The sequence below is a fragment of the Sphingobium xenophagum NBRC 107872 genome (genome assembly GCF_000367345.1).
Classification (GTDB): Bacteria; Pseudomonadota; Alphaproteobacteria; order Sphingomonadales; family Sphingomonadaceae; genus Sphingobium; species Sphingobium xenophagum.
On the sequence record NZ_BARE01000006.1, the window covers coordinates 116,717 to 136,689 of the forward strand.

Genomic DNA, 19,973 nt, shown 5'->3' on the forward strand with positions numbered 1-19,973 from the left:
TTATAATACGTAGCACGGAGATACGCGACCGGTTTCTAAGCTATGGATGGATATCCGTAAATTGTTCGGCGCAAATGTGCGTCATTACCGTCTGGCAGCGGGCCTCAGCCAGGAAGCGGTTGCCGAACGGATGGACGTTGATCGCGCTCATGTGAGCCTAATCGAGCGCGGTGCGCAAAATGCCACACTCCTCACGGTCCACGAGGCTGCGCAGGCGCTTCAAGTGAAGCCTGCCGACCTTCTCGCCGATCCGCCCGCTGGTAGCTGAGGCTTGATCAAGCCGAAGCCCCGCCCGGCAGGTGCCGGGCGGGGCTGGCGTTCCGCTCAGTCGCCGTTGGTGCGGCGGGCGCGCGACCAGATCAGATTGTAGCTCTTGCTATCTTCGTCATCGAAGAGGTTGGCGAAGATCGGGGCGGTGAAGCTGGGATCGTCGAGCTTGACCGAGAGATAGTCGCGGCCTTCGTTCGAAGTCTTGGTCCAGGCGGCGCCGATTTCTGCGCGGCCGACGAAGACCCGGTGCGACGGTGCGTTGTCATTGTCGCTGGTTTCGGGGACGATGCGGACGTTCTTCTGCTGCACCGACATGGTGACAATCTCGCCCTTATATTCGTTGCCGGTCTTGGTGAAAGTTCCGATGTTTGCCATGATGATTTCCTTCAAGTTTGTCGAACCCGCGCCCATCGCGGCCTCGATGGCTGGTTGAAGGCAGGGGCTTGCGCCCGCTGCATCCGCAGGACCGAAACGGAGTGGAGGACGGCGACCAGACGGCTTTCTTGTCTCGCGAGGAATGGGCGGCACGCCCAGGGGAAGAAAGTCGGCGCAGGCGGCGTTGCAGCAAGGGATCAAGCGGCGAAGCCATCCCCTGCCAACCAAAGCCATTGAAGAGGCGGCATTGGGCTTGGGTCACACTTGACCGGGAGCCATGGCACTTTCCGGATGTTCCAGACCAGGCGGCGATGCAGAGGGTGTCGTGACACGGTGCGCTTGCAGGTTGTCACCGCATCTCCAGACGTCGCTAACGGCGATGCGCCACCGCGGGTTTGATAGGGATCCCCGCATTCGGCTAGCCACGGCCCAGTACCTTACTGGCTGTGAGTTCTCGGCCTTGTTCCGACTCCGCAACTGCCCAGATCAGCCCGACCCAAGACGAGGTACGCAGGAACTGACACTTGATCACACGCCTGCCTCGTACCGGCTGAACTGGCCGTGCCAGCCCCGCCCGGCACTAGCCGGGCGGGGCTTGGAAAACGACGAAACTAAGGGCGGACGCGGCTCCACTGCATCCAGGATGCAGAAGCGATGATCGTAGCGCCGAGCAGGGATATGATGAGTTGCCACGCGCTTGGCGGCATGGTCGCCGCAGCGATGCCATGGACGGCGTGATAACCCGCGACGGCAGCGGGTGCAGCAAAGGCGATGCCGACAACCGCTCGTGTCAGGTCGGACTTCGCGAACGCCAGTGCGAGCTGCGCAACTGCGAGCAGGATGATCGCGGCTATGGCTGCGGCGGCGAGCGCTGCGACAATGCCACTACCCCCCCGGTAGGTGGCTGAACCGGCGAGAAATGCCACGAACAGCGGCAGGGCGTAGATCGAAAGGCGGAACAGGAGCGCGCAGCACAGAAACACTGCGACAATCATCAGGGCAAAACCGATCAGCATGGCGTCCTCCCTGAAGCCAAGGGTAAGGGACGCGCTCTCCACCTCCACCGCAGCGCAATGTGCATGGAATCCATAGCAGAAATGCGCAACGGCTGGAATACCCGATGGGCATCCAGCCACGCGGCGCAACGCGATTTGGCGCGCTCAAGGATTGAACGGGTCATATTCACGAACGATGCTGCTGGGATCGCCGTCGAATTCGGAAGTGGGAATAGCGGCGAAACCATCACCGGCCTGGAACAGGGTGACGCAGACCATCAGGGTGCGGGAGAGGCTCCAGGCGTGACTCTGTGCGATGGTGAGTGACATGTTCGAGCTCCTGTCTCGGAGCAGGGACCATCCCCGCTCGACAGGCCCCGGACAGACGGCGCAAAGCCGCAATCACCACGAAGGCGCAGACGCAGTGGCCGCACGCGCAGCGTAGCGGACCCTTCACGGGTTGATTGAATGAGGCTTGGGGTCGGCCAACGGATTGGCCTTTGAGAGTGGGGTGGTTAAAGTAGACCGATCAGGTTGAACTCACCAAAAGCGGGAAGCTTGCATCGTCTCTGTGCTTGAAGCTGCTTTGACGACCGGCTCCTTTCGACTAATGCCACCCGCATGACGACTGTATTTTTTTCATGGCAAAGCGACATTGCCCAACATTCGACAACGCGCGCTATACGAAATGCAATCGCGACTGCGGCAGCTGCAGCTACCGCCAAATTTGGCACAACCGTTGTTCCTGAAGAGGCGACCAGAAATGTGCCCGGTTCTCCCTACATCCCGTTCAAATTGGCTGAGAAAATTCGAAAGAGCGACATCTTTATTGCAGACATTACAACGGTAGCGCTCACGTCGTCATCAAAAAGCGTCCCAAATCCGAATGTGGCATATGAGCTTGGGCTAGCTGCCGCTCACCTTGGATGGGACCGTGTTATTCTGCTGTTCAATGAAGCTGTTGCGGAGTTCAAAGACCTTCCATTCGACTTTGATCGCCATAGAATATCGAAGTATAGGATTGCCGAAGCGAAAACGGTTGCAAGCGCCAAACAAAATTCACTTGCCGCGCTTGTCACTTTAGCGATTGATACGATAATTGATCAGGACCCACCGCGTCCGCGTGATTTGGAGGACAAGTCAGACGCAGATATCAAAAGGGCGCGCGATATTGCAAACCTCCGCTGGTTTTTCCGACACATGTCAATCGACATGCTCGGCGTGCACACGCGCGACATGCCTGATATGCTGCACTATTTTGCTCCGGTAATGTTTGACGGCCTAGATGCGGTGTTGAATAGCCCTAGCTTCAAACTCTATGACGGCGGTCTCGAAAAGCTTTTACGAACCATGGTCCGGAAACTCGGCAAATCGCTTACCTATGACAATCACTATAGAGATTTGAACAATATATGGGTCCAGGCTTTCGGACAGCCAGGCCCGTATCGCGACTTTCAAAAAGAAATGGTAGCAGCTGCAGAAATTCGGAAAATCGTCGCGTCTCTTGCTCGCGATCTCGAAAAAGTAATCAAAGCCGTTCGGCAAGACTATCTTGAAATTGATCTGGATGAAGCCAGTAAGCACTTTGCGCAGGAATATCGCGACATGACCCAACGATCCCAACCATAACACGTAGTGCACTCTCGTGAGGTTGGCGACATTTGAAATTATCGGTCATTCGAGCGCCCACACCGAAATCCCCATTTTGCGCGCCTTGTCGACCAAGTTGGCATTGATGCCATTGCCCGGACAGGCAACCACGGCCTTGGGAAGGACTTCGAGCATCTGATCGTTGCGGCGGAACGGAGCAGCCTTTTTGAACCGATCCCAGTCGGGCCGAAACGGAACGTGGGTGATCTTGCGTGCGCGTGCCCAGAGCGAGGCGATATGTTCGCCGCCGGTCGGGTTGCCGCCGTGCAACAGGACCATGTCGGGATATTTGGCGAGAACTTTGTCGAGCGCAGCCCAGATACGGTTGTGATCCTGATATGCGGGACCAGATGTGAACGCGATGCGGGTGCCGGCGGGCAGCATTGGCTCGGTTTCAGAACGGCGCTTGGCGGCAAGGAAGTCACGGCTGTCGATCATGGCAGCGGTCAGGGTGCGATGATTCACCAGTGATCCGGTGCGCGGCGTCCAGGCTTTGCGGAAATGTGCTTCGAACTGGTCGGAAGCGGCCTCGCGCATGAACTCCATGGCGTTGCGCCGTTCGATCAGGCCGATGCCTTCCCGAATCTGACGCTCAAGCTCGACCGATTTGACCTCGGAGCCGTCCTGCTCGCGCTGGCTGCGCTTCTGGGCGTCTTCATTGTCGTCGAGCTCGCGCTGGATGCGGAATTCGGCGCGGTGGAAGATGTTCGCGAGCGACCAGCATAGGTCTTCAAGGTCGGGTTCGAGTCTTGTGTCGATCATGGTGGCGATGAGGGCGTCGAACATGTCGGCGACTGCGCCCGCGGCGATGCGCTCTTCGGGGAGTGGTCGCGGGTCGGCGTCATCCGAGAAGGGGCGATAGCCGTAGAGGGCGATTTCATCGAGGAGATGGGCGGTGGGTGAGATTTCGTGTTCGGGTTCAGCGTCGGGCAGTTTGGTCATGGCGCGTATCCTTGGGGCCTTGGGACCGGGCACATTGCCCGGCCTTCATGGGTGTCCCTCTGACCGGCTGACGGGAGGGCGCACCCGCTCGGGCCGAAGCGCAGCGGAGGATGGCGGACGGGCGGCTATTTTGGTTCGCGATGGAAAGGCGCGTATGCGCCGCCGGAAAATAGCCGCAGGACCGCCATTGCGGCCTCCCGGCAGCCGGTCTCTCGGACGCCTCCCCGGAAGGCCAGGCGTCGCCGAGAACCTAACTCTGGATAGTGCGCGCCACCACAGCTCGATCGTCCGACCCCGTATCGGCTCAGCCAGTGTCGTTGGAGAAGCGTGTCCGATCCTGCTCGTGCAGCAGAAGGTAAACCTGCTGACCAAGCACCGATGCGCCATGTTCGCGCAGGTCGTCGTTGAAGTCGCCCAGCTCAGGCATCAGCGAAACGAGTTCGATACCTGCTGCCTGCGTGCGGTCGGTCAGGATGCCAAACGCCGCGTCGCCTGCCGCATCCCGGTCGCGCGCGACATAGAGACGCTGGAGTGTTGGTGGGAACAGGATGGCCGCGAGATGCGCCGACGAGGTGGCGGCCGCCATCGGCATGGTCGGCAGGACTTCGCGCAACGACAGCATGGTTTCGATGCCTTCGCCCGCGATCAGGACGTCATCCACAATTCCAAACCGGACTGCGTTGCCGAGAATGTCACCCATGGCCCGACGCGGTGATGCGACATTGGCTTTCATGCCGCCCGATGGATGGAGCCATGTGCGATGCGTGCCGGTCTGCGCACCATCTGCATCCGTCACAGCTGCAATCAGTGCCGGGAAAGCGCCGGGTGTTCCAGGGACATCATCGTCATTGGGCCGGTAGTAACAGCGCGGATGGAAGCGCAGGGCTGACAGGTTGATTGCCCGCGTGATGCTGCGCGAGCGCAGATAGGTTTCCGCCAGCGATCCGGTCAGCGGCTTCGAGGCGGCGAACAGGCGTCTGGCAGCAGTTGTGGACCCTGCTCGTGCGGGCTTGGCGAAGGCTACGGGAGTGCGCTCGACGTCCAATGCCGATGGTGGCAGGCTGAGGAAGCGTTCGGCCTCATCGATGGTTTCGGACAGTCGACCATGCCGTTGGTTGAGTCGGATGAGATCGATGAGATCCCCATGTTCGCCGGTCGCAGCATCGACCCAGTTGCCGATCCTGCCGCGCTCGGTCTCGAACAGGCGGACGTAAAGGCTGCGCCCAGGGGTCCCCGCGATATCTCCGACCATCCAGTAGCGGCCTTCGCGCCTGCCTGCGGGCAAATAGTGACGGCAAACGGCCTGCACATTTTGTGCAAGCCGTTCCGACAATTCCGCCGCGCGATTGGAATTCCTGCCCCCTTCGAATTTACTCAGGACATGCATGTTAGGCGGCCTTCCGGTCGGCGATGCGCGCCAAAGGATGCCGCTCGAACAGTCGCTCGATCACTGTCGAACCGGTCACGACATCGTCGGGGACGAACAGACGCAGCTTCCAGCTGATGATCTCGGAGAACAGTCCCATGGCCTTCAGCCGGTCAACCGCCGTCGATCCGAACCCGGTGAGTTCGATCCGGTTGACCTGCATGAGCCGCGACCGGCGCAGTTGCAGCCCATCGGCAAGGTCGAGAATGGTATGGCCGTCGCGCAGCATGGCGAGTGCTTGCGGTGGCGACAACACAGGCGCGTCTGTTCTGGCAGTCGCGCTCGCTGCCCATACCGGAGAAACCCTGCGCCCGACAATGCGCGTGCCATCGTCGGTCTGGAGCCGGTAGACGCGGGTCGATTCCTCAGGGAGCTGCTTCCAGATCGGCAGAAGCAGACCAGTGACGATGTGCAGTTCGCTCGTCGTAAATTCATCGACCTGCGCCACTTCTGCCTGCCAGGTTGACGCGAACGTCCGCTCATCCACTTCCTCCCAGCTGGTCTCCGCCAGATGGTTCAGGGCGAAGTTCAGCCGCTCCATTGGCCGGATTAGCCGGATGCGGCGTTCAACTTCGCCGTCGTCGAGCATGACGCTGCGTGCGGGAAGCTGGACCGCAGCGCGTTTCGAACGGGCGTTGACCAACAGCCGCGCTCCCGGCTCTGAAGCCAGGTCGAGTGCTTTCTCCGCTGTTACCGGCTGGTTGCGTTCGCGCATTGCCACGGTGAGCAACCGGGTCTCGGCACCTGTTGCCGGGTGTGTGTAGATTGGCTCGCTGCCGGTGACAGTGAAGCTGTCGGCCACTAAAGTTTCGAGGCCCAGATCATAGCTGCCCGCTGCGATCGCACTCTCGACCTTGGCGCTGAGCAACTGCTCGAACACCGTGAACAGGACGTTCTGCATCGTTATCGTCAGCGCCAGCAGCCGGTTGAGGAAGGTCGTGATCGGCGGCAGTTCGTCCTTCAAGCAGCCGCTTCCGTCGGTAAGCGACAGCCCGGTCATGCCCTCAAAGGTGCCAAGCGAACAATGGTTGACCTTGCCCGCATAGATCAGCACATAGAGCTGACGGAGCGCGTCGCGGGCATAGGGACTTTCGAGATTGTCCTCGGGGCGGAACAGGCCTTGCCCCCCGGTCTGACGTTGCCCGCGCGTGATCGCACCCAGCGTGTCGAGCCGCCGGGCGATGGTCGAGAGGAAACGCTTCTCGGCCTGCACATTGGTGGCGACCGGCCGAAACAGCGGCGGCTGCGCCTGATTGGTGCGGTTGGTGCGGCCCAAGCCCTGGATCGCGGTGTCGGCTTTCCAGCCAGCTTCCAGCAGGTAGTGGTGCCGAAGCCGCTGGTTCCGGCTCCCAAGATCCGCATGGTAGCTGCGACCCGTGCCGCCGGCATCGGAGAAGACCAGAATCTGCTTGCGGTCCTCCATGAACGCTTGCGCTTCGGCAAGGTTGGAGTGGGCCGGTCGATTTTCGACGGCGAGCCGGTCACCAGTCGCATCGACCTTGCGGACGATCCGGCGCGAGCGGCCGGTTACCTCGGCGACCATGTCGGTTCCGAAACGCTGGACGATCTGGTCGAGCGCGCCTTGCACCGGCTCCATCGATGCCAGCCCTTCGATCAGCTGGTCGCGCCGTTCGATGGCTTCGCGGCACTGCACCACATTGCCATCGTCGTCATAGGCAGGCCGCGACGCGAGGTTGCCATCGCCGTCGGTGAAGCTCTCATGGAGCTGGGTCGGGAAGCTGTGAAGCAGGTAGTCCAAGACATATTCACGCGGTGTGATGTCGACCTGAACGTTATTCCATTCGCCCGGATCGATGTCGGCGAGGCGGCGCGACAGCAGCGCTTCCCCTGTCGAGACAATTTGCACCACGGCGGAATGGCCATCGGCCAGCCCCTGGTCGATCGCGGCGATCAAAGTCGGCGTTTTCATCGCGGTGATCAAGTGATTGAAGAAGCGCTGCTTGGCAGATTCGAACGCCGAGCGTGCTGTCGACTTGGCTTGGCGGTTGAGCGTGCCTTCGCTGCTGCTGGTGACATTCGCAGCCTCTAGCGCGGCGTCGAGATTGTTGTGGATCACCTGAAAGGCCCCGGCATAGGCATCGTAGATTCGGACCTGGTCGGGGGTCAATTGATGTTCGACGAGCTCATATTCGACGCCTTCGTAGGAGAGCGACCGGGCGGCATAGAGGCCGAGAGCCTTGAGGTCGCGCGCCAGCACTTCCATCGCTGCGACCCCGCCCTCCTCGATGGCCGCGACGAAGTCAGTGCGCTTGTCGAACGGAAAGTCCGTGCCACCCCAGAGGCCAAGCCGCTGGGCATAGGCTAGGTTTTCGACGGTCGTCGCGCCAGTCGCGGAGACATAGAGGATGCGGGCATCGGGAAGCGCATGTTGCAGCCGCAGCCCGGCACGCCCCTGCAGAGAAGGAGCAGAATCGCCCCGATCTGATTTGCCGCCACCGGCATTCTGCATGGCATGGCTTTCGTCGAAAACAATGACCCCGTCGAAGTCGGTCCCCAGCCAATCGACGATCTGCTGGACCCGCGAAACACGGTTCTCACGCGCGTCGAAGCGTAGCGTGGCATAGGTCGTAAAAAGGATGCCCTGCGCGAGGCCAATGGGCGTGCCCTGACGGAAGCGGGCGAGTGGGGTGACGAGTAGAGGCTCTTGCCCCAGGGCCTTCCAGTCGCGCTGAGCATCTTCGATCAGTTTGTCGGACTTGGAGATCCAGACCGCCCGCCTGCGGCCCTTGAGCCAGTTGTCGAGCAAAATGCCCGCAACTTGACGACCTTTGCCTGCGCCCGTGCCGTCGCCGAGGAACCAGCCTTTGCGGAACCGGACTGCGGTGTCGCAGTCATCTGGCGCGGCTTCGACCCTGTCCCAGGTTGCATCCACCAACCAGTTGCCAGAGAGATGGTCGGCATGGGCGTCGCCCGCATAGATCACCGATTCAAGCTGGGCATCGGACAGCAGTCCCTGTTCGACGAGACCCACGGGCAGATGCGGGCAATAGCTCGGTTTGGGCGGTGCAACCGAGGACATCGCCGCCGATTGCACCAATCGCGTCGGATGCGGTCGGGCACCGGCGATGCGGATCGATTGGAGCGTGTAGGGCTCATAGAGCGTGTCGGAGAGTTTGCCGTCGCTGGGAGACTGCCAGTTGATCAACTCATATTCGAGGGACACGCCTGATGGCTCAGGTGACAGAACGGGAGCCAATCGCGGCTTCGAACCTGCCGGTTTGATGGCTGGCGAGCTGCGGGGGAGGACCAGCGGTTGGATTGCCGATGCCGTGATTGGCTGACGCGGCGGCAAGTTGGCGATAAACCATCGCAGCAACGTCGCGAGATCGGGAGCCAGCCCAAACGATGCAGAAAACTGCGCTGGATCGACTGCGGGAACCTTGTCGATCACCGTCAACCGTGTCTCGACCGATGTGCCATGCGGTGCGAAGACGCTGCCAGCTATGGTGGCGGTGAACACCACGCGGGCCTTGTCCTGCAGCCGGACGAAGCCGTCGCGCCATGCCTTGTGGTCGTGCGCGCAGTTCGCCCCGGTTATTGCAACGAGCCGACCGCCACTGCCAAGCCGCGCAACCGCCGAGGACAGATGCCGGAAGGCTGCGTCGGCCACATCGGTCTCGACATGAAGCGCGGTCGAGAATGGCGGGTTCATGACGATGCAGCTCGGCACCAGATCTGCGTCGAGCCGGTCATGGATCTGCGCGGCGTCGTGCATCGACACAGGTTGGCCATCGAACAGCTTTCCGAGCAGTGCCGCACGCACCTCTGCAACTTCGTTCAGTACCAGCCTGCAACCGGCCATCTCGGCTTGGATTGCCAGCAATCCCGTGCCCGCCGAGGGTTCGAGTACCAGTTCTCCTGGACGGAAGCCTGCCGCAAATCCAGCCACCCATGCAAGGCCCAGCGGCGTCGAAAATTGCTGGTAGGCCTGCATTTCTTCGCTGCGACGGGTCTGGGTCGGAGCAAGTCGGGCAATGCGCTCGACGAGTTTGAGCCGTTCGAACGGATCGGCGGTCTTGGCGTGGATCGCTGGACCATAGCGCCGCATGAACAGCAACTGCGCGACCTCGACCGCTTCGTAAGCGGCCTTCCAGTCCCAGGTGCCGCTTGCATCGCTTGCGCCAAAGGCGGATTGCATCGCGGTGCGAATGGCAGGGGCGTCGATCCGGCGACCGGCGGCAAAATGGCCGAGAAGGTCATGGGCTGCAGCAACGATGCAGGCGGCGGTTTGAGCAGGACAAGCGGAGGCAAGCGGGCGCGCGGAGGCACCCGCCAATGGCGAGTTGGTCATGATATAGATCCTTTGGATTGGGGAAGTTGTGCGGTCCGGAGCAGCGTTCAGGCTGGCGGAATGTAGGTTTCGTAAGGGTTGCCGGGCGCAAGATGGCCAAATGGCGTCATCACGTTATCGCCGTTATCACGGCCAACTGCGCACAGAACGTAGCGGGTTTCGCCGCTGGCGACCTCGGTGCATTCCATCAACGCGAGATCGCCAGCTTTGGCGGCCTTCATCAGCGTTTCGAAATTGGCGCGGGCATAGTCAGGGATCGCCACGGCTGATCTCCCCATTGGCTGCGGCTTCCGTGTAGAAGCGGTCGAACAGCGTGTGGGTTGATTCCGACCGGATCGTGCTGGCGGTGATGAGCATGGCGAGCCCGCCGAAGCCATCGGGCCGCATTTTCGAACAGGTGAACGCCATGGTGACGGTCAGATGGTCGAGATCGGACGAGCGGCGCACGATGTCCTGCAGCACGTCGGCCCACAGGTCGCCGCACATGTCGAGGTCAATGTCGTCCTCGCCCAGGATGGCGTCAGGCTGCTCGTCGATCAGCTGTTGCGCCAGGCGGCTGGCTTCATGCGTGGCCGCGCCGAGCGCAGCCCGGGCTTCGACCGCCGGCAACGAGATCAGATCTCTCGCGCCGTCTTCGCTGCAATAGTAAGCGCTTTCTCCGTCGAGTTCCTCTTCGAATAACTGCGCCAGGAACAGTCGCTCGATCGGCAACATGGCGGCAAGCGGGATCATCGGATCAATCACCGTTGGGGTGTAATAGTCGGCCATCGCGTGGCTCCTTCGCATGTCGGAAATGGGGCGCGGGACGGCATGGTGCCGCCCCGCGCGAGAGGTTCATTCGGCAGCGATCGCGTATGCGTCGTCAACCTCAGCCTGTTCGGCATCGCCGTCTTCGGCACCGACATCGCCATTGAGGAAGTCGGGCAGGTCTGCGATTTCTTCGCTCGCCGTTTCGACGGCCGGCAGCCGCAGCGGTTCGGGGAGCCAACCCGTGCCTACGAGCAGCCGTTCGGCCTCGCGCGCCATGTCGTCCTTCTTCAGGTGCTCGATTAGTACGGCGGTGGCATCTCCCTTGGCTTCGCGCACGGCCTCGATGATCCGGGGCTTGGTCACGCGGCCGAGGTAGTTGTCGACCGTCGGCGTCCAGCCCGCTTCGGCCATGTCGAGCCCGACCACAGCCGCGAGTGCGTCGGCGGCGCCAATCCGCTGGGCAATGCCGTGCGCGGAAACCTGCCCGCCGTAACCCTTAACTGGCTCGAACAGCGCATTGACCCCTTGGCTGACGCAGTGCGCGAGCAGCGCCATCTGCTCGTCGTGGGCGAGTGCGGTCAGCGCATCCCACAGCGCGCCGGGTTCGTCGGGGAGCCGCTCAGACCACTGATCGTGGCGTTCCTGAATTGCCACGCTCCACGAGGTTTCGCGAAGGTTTGGCGCGACATTGCCAAGCCAGGCCTGGGTCACACCGATCTGCACACAGCCAGACTGCCCATGCGAGCGGAATACTGACAGGCACAATGCGTGCAGCAGAGCGGTGAAGGCCGCATCCGGTGAATTTGCGAGTGCATCGCGCAGCGCCACAGTGCGCACCGCAGTCAGTTCGGAGACGAGCCGATCCGGCAGCGGACGGATGGCATCATCCTCGTCATCTGCGGCCCGCTCGTCCTGCGCCTGACCGGCGACCATGATTGCCGGACCGGATGCCTGGTTGGCACCCTCAGCAGCGACCGTCGCATCATTGCAATCGGCAGCCGGCTCATCCTCGGGCCGCACATAACCCCGGTCGATCCGAAGCCGTCCATCGTGGGTGAGCGAGACGAACACGCCAGCGCGTGCCTGCTCTTCGGGTTCGAAGACGATGGGGCGAGATGTCAGAGGCGTCATTTCAGCGTCGATCTCAGTCAACCGGGCATCGACCTCATCGGGCAGGTCGCAGCCATCGCGATATTGCTCGCCGATGGCGTCATATTCTTCAACGAGCGCGTCGAGCCGGGCTTGCTCCTCGTCGGTCAGCGGAACGGTGGTGCCGGTGATGCGACGGTTGCCGCGTTCGCAGCCGAAGGGCAGATCGATGGCGGCCTCAACCCATTTCCAACCTTCGGCGCCGATCTCCTGCGCCACTTCGGACAGCTTTTCGTTCACGAGCAGTTCGACCAGCGCCGGATCCTGCAGCCAGCCATCCTCATCGGTCGAGAACAGGTCGCGCATCACATAGCCGCCAGCCTCGGTGTAGGCATCGATGCCGATGAACCGCACGCGACGGTCGTTGGCGGCGATGGCGTCTTCGGTCAGCAAGCGGCGGATGTGGTAGGCGGGAACGTGTTGGCCCTGGTTGATCTGTTCCCAGACTTGCTCTTGGCGGGCATGGTTGTCGGTAACCGAGAAGGCCATGAGCTGTTCGAGCGTAATGCCATCCTCGCCGTAGACATCGAGCAACGTGGGCGAGACCGAAGCAAGCCGCAGCCGCTGCCGCACCGTCGAGACCGAAACGAAGAAGCGTGCCGCGATGTCATCTTCCGACAGACCTGCCTCGATCAGCGCGCTGAAAGCGCGGAACTGGTCGAGCGGGTGAAGACCGACGCGCATGACGTTCTCAGCGAGCGAATCCTCCTCGGCGATGCCGGCTTCGCGCACCACGCAGGGAACCGGCTGGTCCTTCGCCATCCGCTTGGACTTCACCAGCAGTTCAAGCGCGCGGAAGCGGCGGCCGCCCGCCGGAACCTCAAACATACCGGTCTCCTTGCCACCATCGTCGAGCATGGCACGGACGTTGAGGCTCTGGAGCAGGGTGCGGCGATAGATGTCGTCGGCCAGATCCTCGATCGAGAGGCCCGCCTTCACGCGCCGGACGTTCTTCTGGCTCAGCACCAGCTGGGAAAAGGGGATGTCGCGCGAGGAACTGAGCACGAGCTTGGGTAAAGACTTGGTCATGGGTTTTCTCCATGACGGGCCGCCGGGAGCCTCTCTCTCGGCCTCGACCCGTCACGAAGCGAAGCGCCGCCCTTTCACTCTGGAGAAGGCAGCGCCGCGCTGGAGAAATACCGGGATGGTGTCCGGGATCAGTGCACCCGGTCGAGCAGCTTCTTCGCCTTGCCCTCCATGTCGAGGCGGGCATCCTGATGCGCCTTGTCGCGCGCCAGCGCGGTGATGCCCTGCACAAAATCGAAGATCGATTCCGGCGGACGGCCTTCCTCGGCCAGCACGGTCTCGATGATCTTGCCGGTCTCGGCCTTGGAGAAGCCGCGGTTCCGCAGGAAGTCACTGCGATCTTCGTCGGTCCGAGCGACGATGCGCTCCCGTGCCGCCTTGATGCCGTTGACGAAGGGCTGCGGCGAGGAGTTGGCGAACCCTTCCAGGGCCGGTGCGGCTTCGTGGGCAAAGCGGTTCGCCGCATATTTGCTATGGCGGATGCTGATTTCCTCGAAGTCTTCCACGCCCCAGAGGTTCCGGTTCTGGCAGACGGCGCGGAGGTAGAAGCTTGCCATGCCAAGCGTTTTGGCCCCAACCTCGGAGTTCCAGCAGTAGAAGCCCCGGAAATAGAGATCGGGCGACCCATCGGGCAGGCGTCCTGCTTCGATCGGGTTGAGATCGTCGACCAGGAACAAGAAAACGTCCCGGTCTGATGCGTAGAGCGTGGTCGTGTCGCGGGTGATGTCGACGCGGGGATTGTAGACGCCAGTCGACCAGTCGAGCACGCCCGGCACCTTCCAGCGCGTGTCGCCGGTGCCATTACCTGCGATCTTCTGCACCGCTTCGACGAGTTCATGGTCGTAGATCCGGCCGTAATCGGGGCCGGTCACAGCGCGCAGTTCCAGCCTTCTCCCAGAAACAGGATCGTCGGTTTCCAGTGTTTTGATCTGCTCGGCCCTGTTTGTGGTCAGACCATATTGCAGGTTGATCGCCGCGAGCGGGGCCGGAAGCTGGCGGAGATAGGCTGCTGGCGCGCCGACCTGACTTGCCAGTTGGCCGAAGCTCCAGTGGGTCGGCGTGACCGGCGCATCGCTGCCTGGCAGGATCAGCGCCAGGCGCTCGGGGTCGTTGCGGTTTGCCTCGACATGGATCAGGGCGCTTTCGACCACCCGGGTCCGACTGCGCTCGGAACGCCCGCGCACGGATCGGGCCAGATCGCCAAGCGAGAGAAACCGCTCGTCATCGGGCCGCGAGAACCATTCTGACGAAACCCGACCGACGCGCTGGCCGCGGGAAACATCAACCTTATAACCACCGCTCACATCGCGGCGCGCATCCAGAACCTGCATATTCATGGGGAAACCTCCATGACGGGCGGCCGGGAGCCTCTCTCTCGACCCTCATCCCGTCACGGCGAAGCCCGCCATCCTCTTACTCTAACCTACCCATGCTTCTCATTGCGCGAGCGACCAGCGAGATTGCCAAAGCAGGAAACCGCACCCTGAAAGGAGGCGGAGATTGGTCCATTGCTCGTGCAGGCGGAAAGCCGGGGCTTGTCGGATTTCCGAGCTCGCGCGTGACACCATGACCGCCGGTTCAGAGTGCTTGCAGGGCCATTCTCTTCAAAACGCCGCGCCCTCAGGAGCAAGGCCAACGGCCTTGCGGAAAAGAGCGCGTCGCCAGCCCCGCTCCGCTTCTCGGGGCGTTGCGGGGTGAGCCCCGCAGAAGGGGTAGCCGGAGACAGCACAGCGGCTCCGGCTCAGGGGAAGGCATTCCCCAAATCTCATATCGTTCCCGTTATGTTTACTTTGCAGCAGCCTCGGACTATAGATATTTGTGTGAATAATCTCCGCAACTTGCCAGACCAGTTCAACATAATTCGGGAATCGCTACAATCGCGAGAGATCTTGGACGTGCTCGCTCGCGAACGCGTGGCGAATTCACAGATTCTGGCAACATGGTTGAGCAAGATTGGCCTTGGAATATCCCATCGGGCGATGGACGAATTGCTCGATCGGATGGAGAAGGCGGCGATGGTGCGGACTGAACAGGTTGATGACTTTCGAGTGGTCCATCTGCGCCGCTTTGGCGGCGAGGTAGCGGCTGGCCATGAGAAGGTTGACTGGGTTGCGACGCCCCGCTTGCCGGAGTGAAGTTGTAGTGCGTGATCGTCAGCGTACCATCCAGATTGCCGATTTCGAATTGCCGCGTGGCTCAGTTTCGATCGAACAGTTGATGGGAATGCCCCGGACGGGATGGGATCACCTGAGGCGGGAGATAAATCTTCGCCGTCAGCAGGACCGGTCTCAGCCTCTGGCTAAGTGCAGACTATGCGGAGGCGGGGTGTATATTCGGTCACAAGCGACACAGACTGGACATGTTCCGATGTATGCGCACTTCCCGGAGGCGAGCAAGGATTGTCCCTGGTATGATGGCGGTAATCTTCGTCCTGATGATGCCCGTGCTGCACAATATCAGGGGCATCAAGAATCTGCCTTACACCGTCGCCTCTGTGCGAGGCTGGAAGAATTGGCAAAATTAGACTCCCGATGCCTTGAATCCTCGGTCAACACCTATTTGCGACCGGCCATTCATGCCCGTGGCCGTTGGCCGGATGTTTATGCTGTTTTCGATGGATTGGGCCGGTTCGCGCTTGAAGTGCAATTGTCCAAACCCTTTGCGCCGGAAATTGCAGCCCGCCATCTTCACTATGAGGCTGAGGGGGTCAAACTCGTCTGGATATTCCACGCGCTCGAAGATCCAATGCCACAGGGTTTTCACGATGTCGTGACGATGCAGCGAGGAAATGCGTTCATATTCGATGAGGAGGCGGAATTCACGTCGATCGAACGTGGTACAATCGTTCTCAAATGCTTGTTGGAGGATGGCCAGGGCGGTTGGCTTTTGCCTCGCTTGGTGGCGCTTGACGATCTGCAAACCGGTTCGGGGCGTTCTGTTTTTTTGGAAGATCGGCGCAGTGACCTGCTTGAAGCGTGGTGCAAGAAGGAGCGTGACCATTGGTGGAAGGCACTGCGTGAGGCGCGACAGCTTAAGCCGGATTGGCCATTCTATAGTGACGCATTGGCGAGTGCCTGGGAGGCGCTTGCGCTTGATGTGCCGGGGCTTCCAGCATGGGAAGCAGAGTTTTGGGCCGTGCGTTCGGATCGCGCCCGGGCTCATACAGCGATGTTGTTCGCCATATTGAGTTCAGTCGCACATAGTGCCGAAAAGGGTGCGCCGGTTCTGCACATCACCAAATTCAAGGGCGAAAATGCGGTGTTGCAGATGCTCAACAGCAAGCTGATGTCCGGCGATTTCCGGCATTGTGGCCGACTGATCGAGGTCTTTTTGAGTCAGACAGCGCTTAGCCCTCTATTGGTCGTCGAGTCTCTTACCCGTAAACTTGCGGAAGCAGCCGATGGTGACGTGCAAATCGGAGTGGAACATCCATTGTGGCAGGCGATGGCCAGGTTGTTCCCGGAGGTATTTAATGGTGTCGTACGTGCCGAGTTACAGGATCTCGGTCGGCTACCGAGATGGGCCTTGCCCGCAGGCATGCTATAGCTGCTCTATTTCTGTCCGAAATATGTCTACATTTTTCGGACACTCTGGCATAGACAATGTCCGAAATTGTGATACAAATTTCGGACATGGACACCCAGTCGCCCCGTCTCAAAGCCCTCATCCTCGACCGCATTGGCCAAGGCGTGACGAGTGCTGTCTGGACGCCCACGGATTTTCTCGATCTTGGCGGACGCGACGCGGTCGACAAGACGCTCCAGCGCCTCGTTAAATGGGGTGAATTGCGGCGGATCGACCGTGGGCTTTATGACAAGCCGCTGTTTAACAGCCTGACCCAGCAGCAAAGTGCTCCCGATCCAAGGGCTGTCATCGACGCCGTTGCACGGCGCGACCAGATCCGCGTGCTGGTTGACGGCATGACCGCTGCCAACGATCTCGGCTTCACCAATGCCGTGCCGGCAAAAATCGTCGTGCACAGCGAAGCCCGGCCCAAGTCGATCAAGCTCGGCAATCTCGCCATCACGTTCAAGCACACGGCTGCCAGCAAACTTCATTGGGCGGGTCGCCCCGCCATGCGCGTCGTCCAAGCCCTCCACTGGCTGCGCGACACGATGCCGGGAGACGATGATGGTCAATGGCGCCAGAGACTGGCCAGTCTGCTGGCTGATCCCGTCCATGGGGCAGACCTGCGGGATGATCTTGCCGATGGAATGACGACACTTCCATCCTGGATGCAGGACATGCTGCGGCCACTCATCGCCGATAAAGCGTCCGCTGCATGAATGCCGCCTTTGACGATATTCTGCGCGCAGAGGCGCAGACCCGAAGCGGCCTGTTCGCAGCGACCGCGCAGCGCCTTGGTACGACCCCGCAGAATGTCGAAAAAGACTTCTGGGTATGCTGGACGCTCGATGCCCTGTTCAACGGGCTGGGCGACGGCCCCCGTCTGCTGTTCAAGGGCGGCACATCGCTTTCCAAAGCCTTTGGATTGATCCAGCGCTTTTCAGAAGACATCGACGTCACGGTCTTCCGCGACGATCTCGGGATTCCGGCGACCGTCGATGAACTAGCTGCGTTGAGCGGAAAAAAGCGCTCTGCAGCGCTCGATGCGATCAAGGAAGCCTGTGAAGTCTATATCAATGGCCCACTTGCAGAGCGTCTGGCGATTATATGCGCTGAAACGTGCGCGCGCACCGGCCTCGGTCAAGATGCGCTTACAGTAAAAGCCGATGCGCATGACCGGCAGACATTGCTGCTTGGCTATCCCAGCGTCACGCCAACAGATGCCTACATCGCCAAGTCGGTCAAAATCGAATCCGGCGCAAAGTCAGCGCTCGATCCCAATTCGGTGCGGACGATCACGCCCTATGTCGACGCCGACGTTCCGAGGATTGACCTCGCGGTGCCAGGGATCACCGTAGTCGATGCGGAACGGACGTTCTGGGACAAGGTCGTGATCCTTCATGGTCTGCGCCGCTGGTATGACATTCGCGGACTGCTCCGCGGCAATGGCCAGCGCATTTCACGGCACTATTACGATCTCTTCCGCATGCTCCAGTCCGACAGCGGCAAAGCAGCAACGAAGGATGCTGCGCTGGGGGCAGATTGCGTCGCCCATGCCCGAATGTTTTTCAATCGACCCGATTTCGACTTGGCCTCGGCGCAACCACCAACATTTGCTCTGTGCCCCGATGGAGCGATGGTGGACGATCTGCGGCAGGACTATCGCGCCATGAGCGTGATGATCTTTGGCGAACCGCCCGAGTTTGACGCGGTGATTGAGGCCATTGCCGCGCTGGAGGCTGAATTGAACGCTCAAGGGGCGCAATCGTGACGGGCTTCTTTCAACGGCTTTTCTCGAAGCGGGAAGCTGCACATGAACCTTCGCCCCCTCCACACGCAGGCCAGCTCAAGATCGAGGAGTTCGGGCATAATCTTGTCAGCATCGATGCGCTCGATTTCATTGGCCACCAGGCCGTTTCGCCGAACAGGCGCTACCGCCTGATCTGGGCAGACAGGACGCCTGATGGCAGCCGGGGCGGTTATCGAAGTGAAGGACACGGGTCATGGTCGCTGCTTCTTGATGACAGGATCGTAACGACTGGAAGTCTTGAACGACCGCAGGAGGGCTGTGTTGCTGACAACGGCACAGTGATCCTGCACGACTGGATGTTCGGCGAGGGTCTGAAAGGGCGTTTTGTCGCGTTCGCATTAGACGGAACCCAGTTGGTAACACAGCAGTTTGCCGCCAATTTGATGAGCAACAGTCTGTCCCCTGACGGGCAGTTCGCGATCTGCCAGACGGCAAATGCGCCCGGCAGCGCTGACAGCAGCCGCTACATGCTCTTCGATCTTGCTGCCGGCAGCGAGATGGCGCGGTGGGAAGTCGAGACCGGCTGGGCCGAGCATTATGAGTGGGATTGCGAAGACCGGCGGGTCTATCTCTGCACGAAGGATGGTGAGCGCGCCTGTTATGATTTCACTGGGACCATGGTCGAGCGCGAAGCCTGGGAGCTACGCAGGATTGGCGCTGGTGACCTGAACGTCATCCAGTCCGTCCTGGTTGCAACGAGCGCAAACGATCATCCGTTTCGCAGCGAGATCATCGCAGGCCTGGGGGTCGCCGCCCGGGACGGCGAGGTATGGCAACAGGCCCGGGCCCATCGGCTACTCGGCGAACTCCATGAACAGGCGGGCGAGATCGCTCAGGCCGTGAAGGCCTATGACGACGCGCTTACCATCGATCCGAAGGTGGGTGTTGCCCGCCGCGTCGAGCAGCTCCGAAAAACGCTGGGAACAACCGTCGCCAAACCGGGTGCCAAACGGCTGAGCCGATTCGAGCAACAGGCAGGGCGGCTTGGAATCCAGCACGAAGTGGTCCTGCTTGAAAAGGGAGACGGCAAAGACTGGAGGCACGAAGCAAACGGTCCGTGGACGACGGTCGAAATCGGCGCTCTCGACCACTACAGGTCAATCGGATGGGAGGGTGCCGCATCGGAAGGCGGGCTGATCCTGACGCTCATCAAGGCGGCTTCATTCGAAGCGGTCGATGTCCGCAATTCTGACACCTTCATCGAGGCACTCTATGCCCAGAATGTGGCCTTCGACCAGGATCGCTTTGCGCCGGAACGACTGATCGCAACCGTCTCGAATGCGACTCGGCGCCAAATCGAGAGGAACTGGAAAGTGATTGCTGCGAGCGCCGGCAATTCTCCGGCATATTACCCCAACGTCCGCGAGCATCACGTGACCAGTCTGTTTGACGCGCTGGGACCCTATCGTCTCGCCGAAATCGCCGCCATATTCGCAACAGCTCCTTATGACCTGCGCGCTGGCTGGCCAGACCTCACGCTATGGCAAGACGGCAAGGTCAAATTCGTCGAGGTCAAGGGACCGAGCGACTCTTTTCATGCCAGTCAGGCACGGCTGATCTCCAAGTTGCTGCTGCCGCTCGGTTTCGAGGTAGGCCTGGCTGAAGTGCGGAAGACATCCTGATGGGAAATTCGGTGATTAGGTGCGTCGAAACCGGTTTCCGATTCGACGGTAAATTGCTAAAGTAAAATTCGAGGTCGTT

At 60.9% G+C, this 19,973-nt stretch carries 17 protein-coding genes; 7 read left to right on the forward strand and 10 right to left on the reverse strand.

Annotation, left to right across the window (positions count from 1 at the left end; genetic code table 11):
* Window positions 1-46: 46 nt before the first annotated feature.
* Window positions 47-268, forward strand: a complete 222-nt coding sequence (locus SX1_RS03195) for a helix-turn-helix domain-containing protein (protein ID WP_019051889.1) — start codon at window positions 47-49, stop codon at window positions 266-268.
* 56 nt (window positions 269-324) lie between these two features.
* Here the strand turns inward: SX1_RS03195 and SX1_RS03200 are convergent, their stop codons facing one another.
* From SX1_RS03200 to SX1_RS24465, 3 genes are all read right to left on the reverse strand, one after another.
* On the reverse strand, window positions 325-645 hold the full coding sequence (locus SX1_RS03200) for a DUF736 domain-containing protein (RefSeq protein ID WP_026149458.1): 321 nt from the start codon (window positions 643-645) through the stop codon (window positions 325-327).
* A gap of 611 nt (window positions 646-1,256) precedes the next feature.
* Complete coding sequence (locus tag SX1_RS03205; RefSeq protein ID WP_019051891.1) at window positions 1,257-1,661, reverse strand: hypothetical protein; 405 nt, start codon at window positions 1,659-1,661, stop codon at window positions 1,257-1,259.
* A 144-nt stretch (window positions 1,662-1,805) separates the two neighbouring features.
* On the reverse strand, window positions 1,806-1,970 hold the full coding sequence (locus tag SX1_RS24465) for a hypothetical protein (protein ID WP_167539631.1): 165 nt from the start codon (window positions 1,968-1,970) through the stop codon (window positions 1,806-1,808).
* Between the two features lie 291 nt (window positions 1,971-2,261).
* Here SX1_RS24465 and SX1_RS24150 point away from each other — a divergent pair, with 291 nt between their 5' ends.
* The gene (locus SX1_RS24150) at window positions 2,262-3,269 is read left to right on the forward strand and encodes a TIR domain-containing protein (protein WP_157410096.1); all 1,008 of its coding nucleotides are present in this window, start codon (window positions 2,262-2,264) and stop codon (window positions 3,267-3,269) included.
* Between the two features lie 45 nt (window positions 3,270-3,314).
* Here SX1_RS24150 and SX1_RS03225 read toward each other — a convergent pair whose 3' ends face one another.
* From SX1_RS03225 to SX1_RS03255, 7 genes are all read right to left on the reverse strand, one after another.
* Window positions 3,315-4,232, reverse strand: coding sequence for a DUF2493 domain-containing protein (locus SX1_RS03225; RefSeq protein WP_019051895.1), 918 nt, complete (start codon window positions 4,230-4,232; stop codon window positions 3,315-3,317).
* 304 nt (window positions 4,233-4,536) lie between these two features.
* Window positions 4,537-5,619 (reverse strand): DUF7146 domain-containing protein, encoded by a 1,083-nt coding sequence (locus SX1_RS03230; protein ID WP_019051896.1) that lies wholly within the window; start codon window positions 5,617-5,619, stop codon window positions 4,537-4,539.
* A gap of 1 nt (window position 5,620) precedes the next feature.
* Complete coding sequence (locus tag SX1_RS03235; protein ID WP_019051897.1) at window positions 5,621-9,970, reverse strand: strawberry notch-like NTP hydrolase domain-containing protein; 4,350 nt, start codon at window positions 9,968-9,970, stop codon at window positions 5,621-5,623.
* Between the two features lie 47 nt (window positions 9,971-10,017).
* Window positions 10,018-10,233: a DUF6117 family protein gene (locus tag SX1_RS03240; protein WP_019051898.1), complete on the reverse strand. Its 216-nt coding sequence runs from the start codon at window positions 10,231-10,233 to the stop codon at window positions 10,018-10,020.
* Window positions 10,220-10,738 carry a hypothetical protein gene (locus SX1_RS03245; RefSeq protein WP_019051899.1) on the reverse strand — a complete coding sequence of 173 codons (519 nt, stop codon included), beginning with the start codon at window positions 10,736-10,738 and terminating at the stop codon, window positions 10,220-10,222. Before SX1_RS03245 ends, SX1_RS03240 begins: the two co-directional genes overlap by 14 nt.
* A 66-nt stretch (window positions 10,739-10,804) precedes the next feature.
* Window positions 10,805-12,898: a ParB/RepB/Spo0J family partition protein gene (locus SX1_RS03250; RefSeq protein WP_019051900.1), complete on the reverse strand. Its 2,094-nt coding sequence runs from the start codon at window positions 12,896-12,898 to the stop codon at window positions 10,805-10,807.
* Window positions 12,899-13,026: 128 nt separating this feature from the next.
* Complete coding sequence (locus SX1_RS03255) at window positions 13,027-14,232, reverse strand: hypothetical protein (RefSeq protein WP_019051901.1); 1,206 nt, start codon at window positions 14,230-14,232, stop codon at window positions 13,027-13,029.
* Between the two features lie 606 nt (window positions 14,233-14,838).
* Here SX1_RS03255 and SX1_RS24155 point away from each other — a divergent pair.
* The 5 genes from SX1_RS24155 to SX1_RS23475 all read left to right on the forward strand — a co-directional run bounded on the left by SX1_RS24155 (window position 14,839) and on the right by SX1_RS23475 (window position 19,894).
* Complete coding sequence (locus tag SX1_RS24155) at window positions 14,839-15,030, forward strand: hypothetical protein (RefSeq protein WP_167539632.1); 192 nt, start codon at window positions 14,839-14,841, stop codon at window positions 15,028-15,030.
* A 232-nt stretch (window positions 15,031-15,262) separates the two neighbouring features.
* Complete coding sequence (locus SX1_RS24160) at window positions 15,263-16,441, forward strand: competence protein CoiA family protein (protein WP_157410100.1); 1,179 nt, start codon at window positions 15,263-15,265, stop codon at window positions 16,439-16,441.
* 86 nt (window positions 16,442-16,527) lie between these two features.
* Window positions 16,528-17,181 carry a DUF6088 family protein gene (locus tag SX1_RS03280; protein WP_026149463.1) on the forward strand — a complete coding sequence of 218 codons (654 nt, stop codon included), beginning with the start codon at window positions 16,528-16,530 and terminating at the stop codon, window positions 17,179-17,181.
* Window positions 17,178-18,233: a nucleotidyl transferase AbiEii/AbiGii toxin family protein gene (locus SX1_RS03285; RefSeq protein WP_019051907.1), complete on the forward strand. Its 1,056-nt coding sequence runs from the start codon at window positions 17,178-17,180 to the stop codon at window positions 18,231-18,233. Before SX1_RS03280 ends, SX1_RS03285 begins: the two co-directional genes overlap by 4 nt.
* A complete protein-coding gene (locus tag SX1_RS23475; protein ID WP_019051908.1) occupies window positions 18,230-19,894 on the forward strand; it encodes a VRR-NUC domain-containing protein in 1,665 nt (554 codons plus the stop codon). Before SX1_RS03285 ends, SX1_RS23475 begins: the two co-directional genes overlap by 4 nt.
* Window positions 19,895-19,973 lie beyond the last annotated feature (79 nt).

Bases quoted from the DNA above. Each gene is read 5' to 3' on its own strand.
- SX1_RS03230 (WP_019051896.1), bottom strand. From the start codon at position 5,619: ATGCATGTCCTGAGTAAATTCGAAGGGGGCAGGAATTCCAATCGCGCG.
- SX1_RS24150 (WP_157410096.1), top strand. From the start codon at position 2,262: ATGACGACTGTATTTTTTTCATGGCAAAGCGACATTGCCCAACATTCG.
- SX1_RS03250 (WP_019051900.1), bottom strand. From the start codon at position 12,898: ATGACCAAGTCTTTACCCAAGCTCGTGCTCAGTTCCTCGCGCGACATC.
- SX1_RS03245 (WP_019051899.1), bottom strand. From the start codon at position 10,738: ATGGCCGACTATTACACCCCAACGGTGATTGATCCGATGATCCCGCTT.
- SX1_RS03200 (WP_026149458.1), bottom strand. From the start codon at position 645: ATGGCAAACATCGGAACTTTCACCAAGACCGGCAACGAATATAAGGGC.
- SX1_RS24465 (WP_167539631.1), bottom strand. From the start codon at position 1,970: ATGTCACTCACCATCGCACAGAGTCACGCCTGGAGCCTCTCCCGCACC.
- SX1_RS24160 (WP_157410100.1), top strand. From the start codon at position 15,263: ATGTATGCGCACTTCCCGGAGGCGAGCAAGGATTGTCCCTGGTATGAT.
- SX1_RS03195 (WP_019051889.1), top strand. From the start codon at position 47: ATGGATATCCGTAAATTGTTCGGCGCAAATGTGCGTCATTACCGTCTG.
- SX1_RS03205 (WP_019051891.1), bottom strand. From the start codon at position 1,661: ATGCTGATCGGTTTTGCCCTGATGATTGTCGCAGTGTTTCTGTGCTGC.
- SX1_RS03225 (WP_019051895.1), bottom strand. From the start codon at position 4,232: ATGACCAAACTGCCCGACGCTGAACCCGAACACGAAATCTCACCCACC.
- SX1_RS03235 (WP_019051897.1), bottom strand. From the start codon at position 9,970: ATGACCAACTCGCCATTGGCGGGTGCCTCCGCGCGCCCGCTTGCCTCC.
- SX1_RS03255 (WP_019051901.1), bottom strand. From the start codon at position 14,232: ATGAATATGCAGGTTCTGGATGCGCGCCGCGATGTGAGCGGTGGTTAT.
- SX1_RS03285 (WP_019051907.1), top strand. From the start codon at position 17,178: ATGAATGCCGCCTTTGACGATATTCTGCGCGCAGAGGCGCAGACCCGA.
- SX1_RS03280 (WP_026149463.1), top strand. From the start codon at position 16,528: ATGGACACCCAGTCGCCCCGTCTCAAAGCCCTCATCCTCGACCGCATT.